The organism is Mediterraneibacter faecis, from assembly GCF_055383675.1.
The window spans coordinates 128508-135000 of record NZ_AP043803.1 but is presented as its reverse complement, the minus strand read 5'-3'; the positions used below and the strand labels follow the sequence as shown (position 1 = coordinate 135000).

General features: G+C 41.0%; 7 protein-coding genes, 1 tRNA gene and 1 rRNA gene (1 of these 9 running past the window's edge). All 9 read right to left on the bottom strand.

Annotated features, from left to right (window positions below; translation table 11 throughout):
- Nucleotides 1-150: ribosomal RNA gene (locus ACZ47Z_RS00625) — 16S ribosomal RNA — on the bottom strand (it extends 1383 nt beyond the left edge of the window).
- 413 nt (nt 151-563) lie between these two features.
- A tRNA-Ser gene (locus tag ACZ47Z_RS00620) sits at nt 564-651 on the bottom strand.
- A gap of 123 nt (nt 652-774) precedes the next feature.
- Complete coding sequence (thiE, locus tag ACZ47Z_RS00615; protein ID WP_464525758.1) at nt 775-1422, bottom strand: thiamine phosphate synthase; 648 nt, start codon at nt 1420-1422, stop codon at nt 775-777.
- Nucleotides 1409-2230 carry a hydroxyethylthiazole kinase gene (gene thiM / locus ACZ47Z_RS00610; protein ID WP_020436673.1) on the bottom strand — a complete coding sequence of 274 codons (822 nt, stop codon included), beginning with the start codon at nt 2228-2230 and terminating at the stop codon, nt 1409-1411. The genes thiE and thiM overlap by 14 nt, the downstream gene beginning before the upstream one ends.
- On the bottom strand, nt 2224-2961 hold the full coding sequence (locus tag ACZ47Z_RS00605; RefSeq protein ID WP_464525757.1) for a lysophospholipid acyltransferase family protein: 738 nt from the start codon (nt 2959-2961) through the stop codon (nt 2224-2226). Before ACZ47Z_RS00605 ends, thiM begins: the two co-directional genes overlap by 7 nt.
- Nucleotides 2958-3521, bottom strand: a complete 564-nt coding sequence (locus tag ACZ47Z_RS00600; protein ID WP_015527543.1) for a Fe-S-containing hydro-lyase — start codon at nt 3519-3521, stop codon at nt 2958-2960. Before ACZ47Z_RS00600 ends, ACZ47Z_RS00605 begins: the two co-directional genes overlap by 4 nt.
- A 31-nt stretch (nt 3522-3552) precedes the next feature.
- Nucleotides 3553-4398 carry a fumarate hydratase gene (locus ACZ47Z_RS00595; protein WP_464525756.1) on the bottom strand — a complete coding sequence of 282 codons (846 nt, stop codon included), beginning with the start codon at nt 4396-4398 and terminating at the stop codon, nt 3553-3555.
- A 63-nt stretch (nt 4399-4461) separates the two neighbouring features.
- Nucleotides 4462-4950 carry a deoxycytidylate deaminase gene (locus ACZ47Z_RS00590; protein ID WP_054754397.1) on the bottom strand — a complete coding sequence of 163 codons (489 nt, stop codon included), beginning with the start codon at nt 4948-4950 and terminating at the stop codon, nt 4462-4464.
- Nucleotides 4950-6476 (bottom strand): L-threonylcarbamoyladenylate synthase, encoded by a 1527-nt coding sequence (locus tag ACZ47Z_RS00585; protein ID WP_117542564.1) that lies wholly within the window; start codon nt 6474-6476, stop codon nt 4950-4952. The genes ACZ47Z_RS00590 and ACZ47Z_RS00585 overlap by 1 nt, the downstream gene beginning before the upstream one ends.
- Between the last annotated feature and the right edge of the window lie 17 nt (nt 6477-6493).

The following is a 6493-nucleotide window of genomic DNA, read 5'->3' as shown; positions in this document are numbered from 1 at the left end:
GGCAGGTTACCCACGCGTTACTCACCCGTCCGCCACTCAGTCACTAAAATCTTCATTCCGAAGAAATCAAATAAAAGTGCTTCGTTCGACTTGCATGTGTTAAGCACGCCGCCAGCGTTCATCCTGAGCCAGGATCAAACTCTCGTTAAAAGTGTTTGTATCCAGTTCAGAATCAACTAACTAGCTAATTCTTCCCTTTTTACTGTTGTTTTGGTTTGTTTAAAAACCGTTCTTAAAAATCTTCTCTTAAAGAAATTTTCAAGGGTTGTTGTTGTCTATTGTTCAGTTATCAAGGTTCTTACTTCGCTTTGTTCATTTGCGACAGCTCATTTATTTTATCATAAGCATTTCGCTTTGTCAAGAACTTTTTTGAAGTTTTTTATTTTTCTTACCTCTTCGCTTTGTTTCAGCGAATCAGCTCATTTATATTATCATGTATTTTTTAGAAAGTCAAGAACTTTTTTGAAGTTTTTTTATTTTCTTTTTACATGATTTTTAACTTTCTTCAAAATCAGGAGAAGTCGCCAGACTTCTGTCGTCCCGCTCTTTTGATTTAAGTTAAACGGAGAAAGAGGGATTTGAACCCTCGCGCCGGTCGCCCGACCTACACCCTTAGCAGGGGCGCCTCTTCAGCCTCTTGAGTATTTCTCCGTACACTGAATTCTACTATAGAATCTATAGCTTTGTTCAATTGTGTGCACCAACAGTGCGAAATTTATTATAGCAATACACTGTCATCTTGTCAATCACTTTTTTTCATTTTTTAACAAAATTTTAAACTATCTGTTCTACGCAGCTTTTCAGCTTCGCAGTTGCTGTCTCAATATCCTTTTGGGCAAAGATTGCACTGACCACTGCAACACCATTAATTCCACTACCCGAAAGCTCTTTTACATTATCTTGTGTAATTCCTCCTATAGCAACAACCGGAATATCAACTTTAGTACAGATTTCCTTCAACACACTGTGTTCTACTTCCCGTGCGTCTGTTTTTGTTCCTGTTTGAAACACCGCTCCAACCCCCAGATAATCTGCCCCGTGCTTTTCGGCTAATAAAGCCTGCTCTACTGTCCGTGCAGAGACGCCTATGATTTTATCTTCTCCCAGCTGCGCTCTTACATCAAGAGCTTCCATATCACTTTGCCCAACATGCACTCCATCCGCATCAATTTCCTTCGCAAGCTTCACATTATCATTAATTATGAATGGAACTCTATATTTTTTGCATAACTGTTGTATCTTTTTTGCCTCTTCTAAAAACTCTTCTTCTGTCAGATCTTTTTCACGTAACTGAATAAAGGTAGCGCCACCTTTCAGCGCTTCCTCAACCTGTTCATAAAGCGTCTGCCCATTCAGCCAATGTCTGTCCGTAACAGCATACAGCAACATCTGTTCCCTTAATTGTTCCTTAGTAAAGCTCATACTTAGCCCCTTTCTCCAGTTTTTCTCCTGTCATATTATAGATGGCATCAATAATTCTATTTCTATATGTAGCGTTACCATCGCCTTCCTGCATTCTCATCCATGCTATTTCACCGGCAACACCCATCATACAAACTGCTGCCACAGCAGCTTCCAGTTTTCTTTTCGGATTTGCTGCCAGAAAAGCGGTCGTAATACCGGATAACTGACATCCCGTGCCAGTTATTCTTCCCATTTCTGAACGTCCATTTCTAATTACATAACATTTCTCGCCATCTGTCACAAGATCTATTGCTCCTGTAATTATAACAATTGCTTCTTTCTTTTTCGCAAAACCTTTAATAAATGATATGCTCTGTTGCAAATTTCTTTCATTAACGGCTTCTGTAAGATCAGCATCTACACCTTTTGTACTTCCGCTTCCATAAGCCAGCGTCTTAATTTCTGAAACATTACCTCGAATCACAGAAAACTTTATCTCTTTTATTAATTTTAATGCCGTCTCCGTCCTGAACCTGCTTGCTCCTGCTCCCACCGGATCCAATAATACCGGATGTCCCAGTTCATTAGAGCGATGCCCGGCTTTAAGCATTCCCTCAATACTCGTTTTATGTAATGTTCCCAAATTAATGTTCAGCCCTCCACATATAGATGTAATGTCCGCTACATCTTCCGGCTCATCTGACATAATTGGACTGCCACCACATGCAAGAATCACATTCGCAACATCATTCACTGTTACATAATTTGTTATGTTATGCACCACTGGGGCTTTTTTTCTAACTTGATCCAAGCATTCCTTTAGCATTTCTCTTCTACCTTTTCTTTCGTCAGGTTCTTATTGATTGTTTCCTGGATCTGCTGTTCTACTGCAGCAGCAATTTCCACGGTCTTCATATCTTTATAATCTTCATAAAGCATCGGTTTCAGAAAATGCACCTGCACCGTCACCGGTCGGGTACTGTTTGTATCAAACGGTTTAAAAGAATCAACAAGTGCCACCGGAATAATCGGACACTTTGCTTTGGTTGCTGCTTTAAAGCTTCCCCCTTTAAAAGAACCGACATTATTCCCATTTTTTGAACGCGTTCCTTCTGGGAAAATAAGATAATTTCTCCCCGATACAACTTCTTTTGTTACACTTGTAATAGTTTTCATTGCCTGACGGACATCCTCACGATCAATCATAAATGCTTTCATGATTTTAAATACCTGTTTTAAAAACGGAACGTTTTCCACTTCTTTTTTAGCTACAACAGAAAAAGGGTGCGTACACGCTTCAACAATTGCCAATACATCATACAAACCTTGATGATTTGGAAAAAACATAAATCCATCCTGCTTTGGAATATTCTCCTGTCCATGTACATCGATTGTTACATTTCCGCCTTTATTTGCACGAAAAACAATCCAACGCAAAAATTCATAATTATCTTCTTCTGTATATTTATCCACCTGTGAAGCCCGATAGCAGAGTTTAATCCATCCCCCCGGCACGATCAACAGATTCCGCAATACCATCAGTAGAATTCTTCTCATGCATTCTCCTCCATTCTGCAATAATCCTTAATTGCTGTTTCATAAAGATTATTCCCATCTTTATCTATTACTACAATCACCGGAAAATTTTCAACTGTCAGTTTTCTGATCGCTTCTGTTCCAAGATCGTCATACGCTACCACTTCTGAAGATGTGATACATTTTGAAAGAAGCGCCCCCGCTCCACCAACAGCCGCAAAATATACTGAACCATTGCGTACAATTGCATCAATTACCGCCTGATTTCTTTTTCCTTTTCCTATCATAGCACCAAGCCCAAGATCCAGGAGCTGAGGTGCGTATTTATCCATTCTGCTTGCTGTCGTCGGTCCTGCCGAGCCAATTGGGCGTCCTTCTCTTGCCGGTGATGGTCCCATGTAATAAATCACCTGACCTTGAATATCAATTGGAAGTTCCCCGCCTTCCTGTAAAATCTCATACATTCTTTTATGCGCTGCATCTCTTGCTGTATAGACCGTTCCCGTAAGATAAACATAATCTCCTGCCTTCAGTGTTGCTACGGTCTCTTTCTTCATTGGTACTGTTATATGCTTGTCCATTTTACTTTCCTCTTTCACTTAGCTTGTTGAATTAAATTGTACGGATCACATGACGATTTACATGACAGCAAATATTAACCGCCACCGGAAGTCCCGCGATATGTGTTGGATAAGTATTAATATTCACCGCAAGTGCTGTTGTTGTCCCTCCAAGTCCACCAGGTCCGATACCAAGGCTATTTATTTTTGTAAGGAGCTCTTCTTCCAACTCTTTTACGTATTCAATTTCTGAATGTGATCCAACTTCACGTGTCAGAGCTTCTTTGGCCATCAAAGCGCATTTTTCAAATGTACCACCAATTCCAACACCAACCACCATTGGCGGGCATGCATTCGGTCCGGCATCTTTTACCGCTGTAAGAACCGCATCTTTTACACCTTCAATTCCTTCTGCCGGTTTCAACATAAATACACGACTCATATTCTCGCTTCCGAAACCTTTCGGTGCTACTTTTATCTTTACCTGGTCTCCATCTACAATTCTTGTATGCAGAACTGCCGGAGTGTTATCCTTTGTATTCTCACGGATCAACGGATCTCCAACAACTGATTTACGAAGATAACCTTCTACATAGCCTTGACGTACCCCTTCATTTACCGCATCTTCCAATGCTCCTCCTTCAAGATGAACATCCTGACCAATCTCAAGAAACACTACCGCCATTCCTGTATCCTGACAAATCGGAATCATATCCTCTCCTGCAATCTTCAAATTCTCTTGCAACTGTTCCAATATCTGTTTTCCAAGTGGTGCTTCCTCATTCTTTTCGGCACATTTCATTGCCTCTGTCATATCTGGTGACAGAAAATGATTTGCTTCAATGCACATTTCTTTGATGTTTTTTGTTATTTCTTCTACACGTATTGTCCGAATCATTTCTTCTATCTCCCTTTTCTTTGAAACAGGTACGCAAGCGCAATGCAAGCGTACCTGTATTTTTTATATCTCAAATTCAATTTTTCTGCCTGTTCGATGGTACTGGTGATATCTCACTCCTGCTGCATCCATCATTCGTTTTGATGCTTTCACTCCCGTTGTATCCGCGTATTTGTCACAATCATAAATAACTTCTTTAATTCCTGCCTGAATAATTGCTTTTGCGCATTCATTGCATGGAAAAAGAGATACGTAAAGTTTTGCTCCCGCAAGACTTCCGCCATTGTAATTCAAAATTGCATTCAATTCACTATGTGTTGTATATACATATTTTGTCTCTAACGGATCTTCGCCTTCGCGCGCCCATGGAAATTCATCATCAGAACATCCCATCGGAAGACCATTATATCCCATGGAAAGAATCTTGTTATCCTGACTTACGATACAACAGCCAACCTGTGTATTCGGATCTTTTGATCGCATTCCGGAAAGCATTGCCACGCCCATAAAATATTCATCCCACGATAAATAATCTGTTCTTTTATCCGACATTATTCTTCTCCTTTTGCATATGAATTCAGTTTGTCTGCAAGTTTATCTATAAGCCCTGTGAGTATCTCAAAGCATTCTCCATACGCTGTCAGGGGCTTTCCATAAGGATTTGGAAGTTCTTCTGATACTCCGACAAATTCATTTATTGTATATACATTTTTTACGTTTTCATAATCCGAAAGAACTTTGTTCTTAATTGTCTCATTCAATGTCAATACAAGTGTATCTCCTTGTAGATTGCTGCCATCAAACTGCTTTGACACATGATTTTCCAACGTCATCTGCGCGCTCTTCATAATTGCCTCTGCCTTCTGGTTTACCGGTTCAGGGAAAAGCACAACCAGTCCGCCGGATTCAATAATATACTCTTGCTCAAGATCCTGGTGACATAGTAATTCTGCCGCCATTGGTCCTACTGCCGAATCTGCCTCGCTGACAAAAATCACTCTGCGATACTTCTGCTTCTTTGTGATTTCTGTTGCCTGCAAGTGCATATGTCCTGCCGCCTTTTCAAGACGATTCATAATTGCCTTTCCTATTCCGTTCATAGCAAAAGATTCACTATAAATCAGATCAACGTCTTCTTCATCAAATTCGCGAAGCACACGATAAAGGTTTCTTGCAATGGTATTCTCATTCTCACGGGTTCCTATATTCTTCACAATCCCATAATTATAGAACTGAACTGTTTCCCCTGTTGCAATGATTCCGACTTCCTTTCCTTCCCTGTGCGCGGCATAGGCAAGCTGACGAATTGCAAGAATCTCCTCTCTTATATTTCCTTCCACAATCATCATTTTCGCCTTTGGTGCATAATGTCGGTACTTCATTCCCGGAGCTTTCGGCGCCTGTTTACTTTCACTGTTAACCAATGTCTCATCAACACTGACCGGTCCAATTACCTCTTCAAACATATCCGCTGTAATTGCACCCGGACGTAAAATCATCGGCGGCTCTACCGTCATGTCAAGAATTGTGGATTCCAGTCCGATATCTACCGCGCCTCCATCCAGGATCATATCAATCTTACCTTCCAGATCCACCCGCACATGCTCTGCTGTTGTCGGACTCGGACGCCCGGATGTATTCGCACTCGGTGCTGAAACAAATCCACCTGCTGCCCGGATCAATGCCGCTGCAATTGGATCACTTGGCATACGAACTGCAACCGTATCTAATCCTCCGGTTGTCCCATAAGGTACACTCTCACTTTTTTCAAATATCATCGTCAGCGGACCTGGCCAAAAATGTGCTGCCAGTGCGTCTGTCTCCGGTGGAATATTCACCGCCACTTTTTTCAGGTCCTCATAGTCTGCAATATGAACAATCAACGGATTATCTGATGGACGTCCTTTTGCTGCATATGTTTTCTTTGCCGCCTCCTCTTTTAATGCGTCCGCCCCAAGTCCGTAAACCGTCTCCGTAGGAAATGCAACAAGACCTCCTTGTTTTAATACATTTCCCGCTTCTTCTATTACATCCTGGTTTATTTGGTTTTTATCTATTTTTCTAATAATCGTTTCCATAAATTTTATTATATCAT

What these genes read in the sequence shown, in the direction of transcription:
- thiE (WP_464525758.1), bottom strand. Translation starts at nt 1,422, where the DNA reads ATGAGCTTTACTAAGGAACAATTAAGGGAACAGATGTTGCTGTATGCT.
- ACZ47Z_RS00600 (WP_015527543.1), bottom strand. Translation starts at nt 3,521, where the DNA reads ATGGACAAGCATATAACAGTACCAATGAAGAAAGAGACCGTAGCAACA.
- thiM (WP_020436673.1), bottom strand. Translation starts at nt 2,230, where the DNA reads ATGCTAAAGGAATGCTTGGATCAAGTTAGAAAAAAAGCCCCAGTGGTG.
- ACZ47Z_RS00585 (WP_117542564.1), bottom strand. Translation starts at nt 6,476, where the DNA reads ATGGAAACGATTATTAGAAAAATAGATAAAAACCAAATAAACCAGGAT.
- ACZ47Z_RS00595 (WP_464525756.1), bottom strand. Translation starts at nt 4,398, where the DNA reads ATGATTCGGACAATACGTGTAGAAGAAATAACAAAAAACATCAAAGAA.
- ACZ47Z_RS00590 (WP_054754397.1), bottom strand. Translation starts at nt 4,950, where the DNA reads ATGTCGGATAAAAGAACAGATTATTTATCGTGGGATGAATATTTTATG.
- ACZ47Z_RS00605 (WP_464525757.1), bottom strand. Translation starts at nt 2,961, where the DNA reads ATGAGAAGAATTCTACTGATGGTATTGCGGAATCTGTTGATCGTGCCG.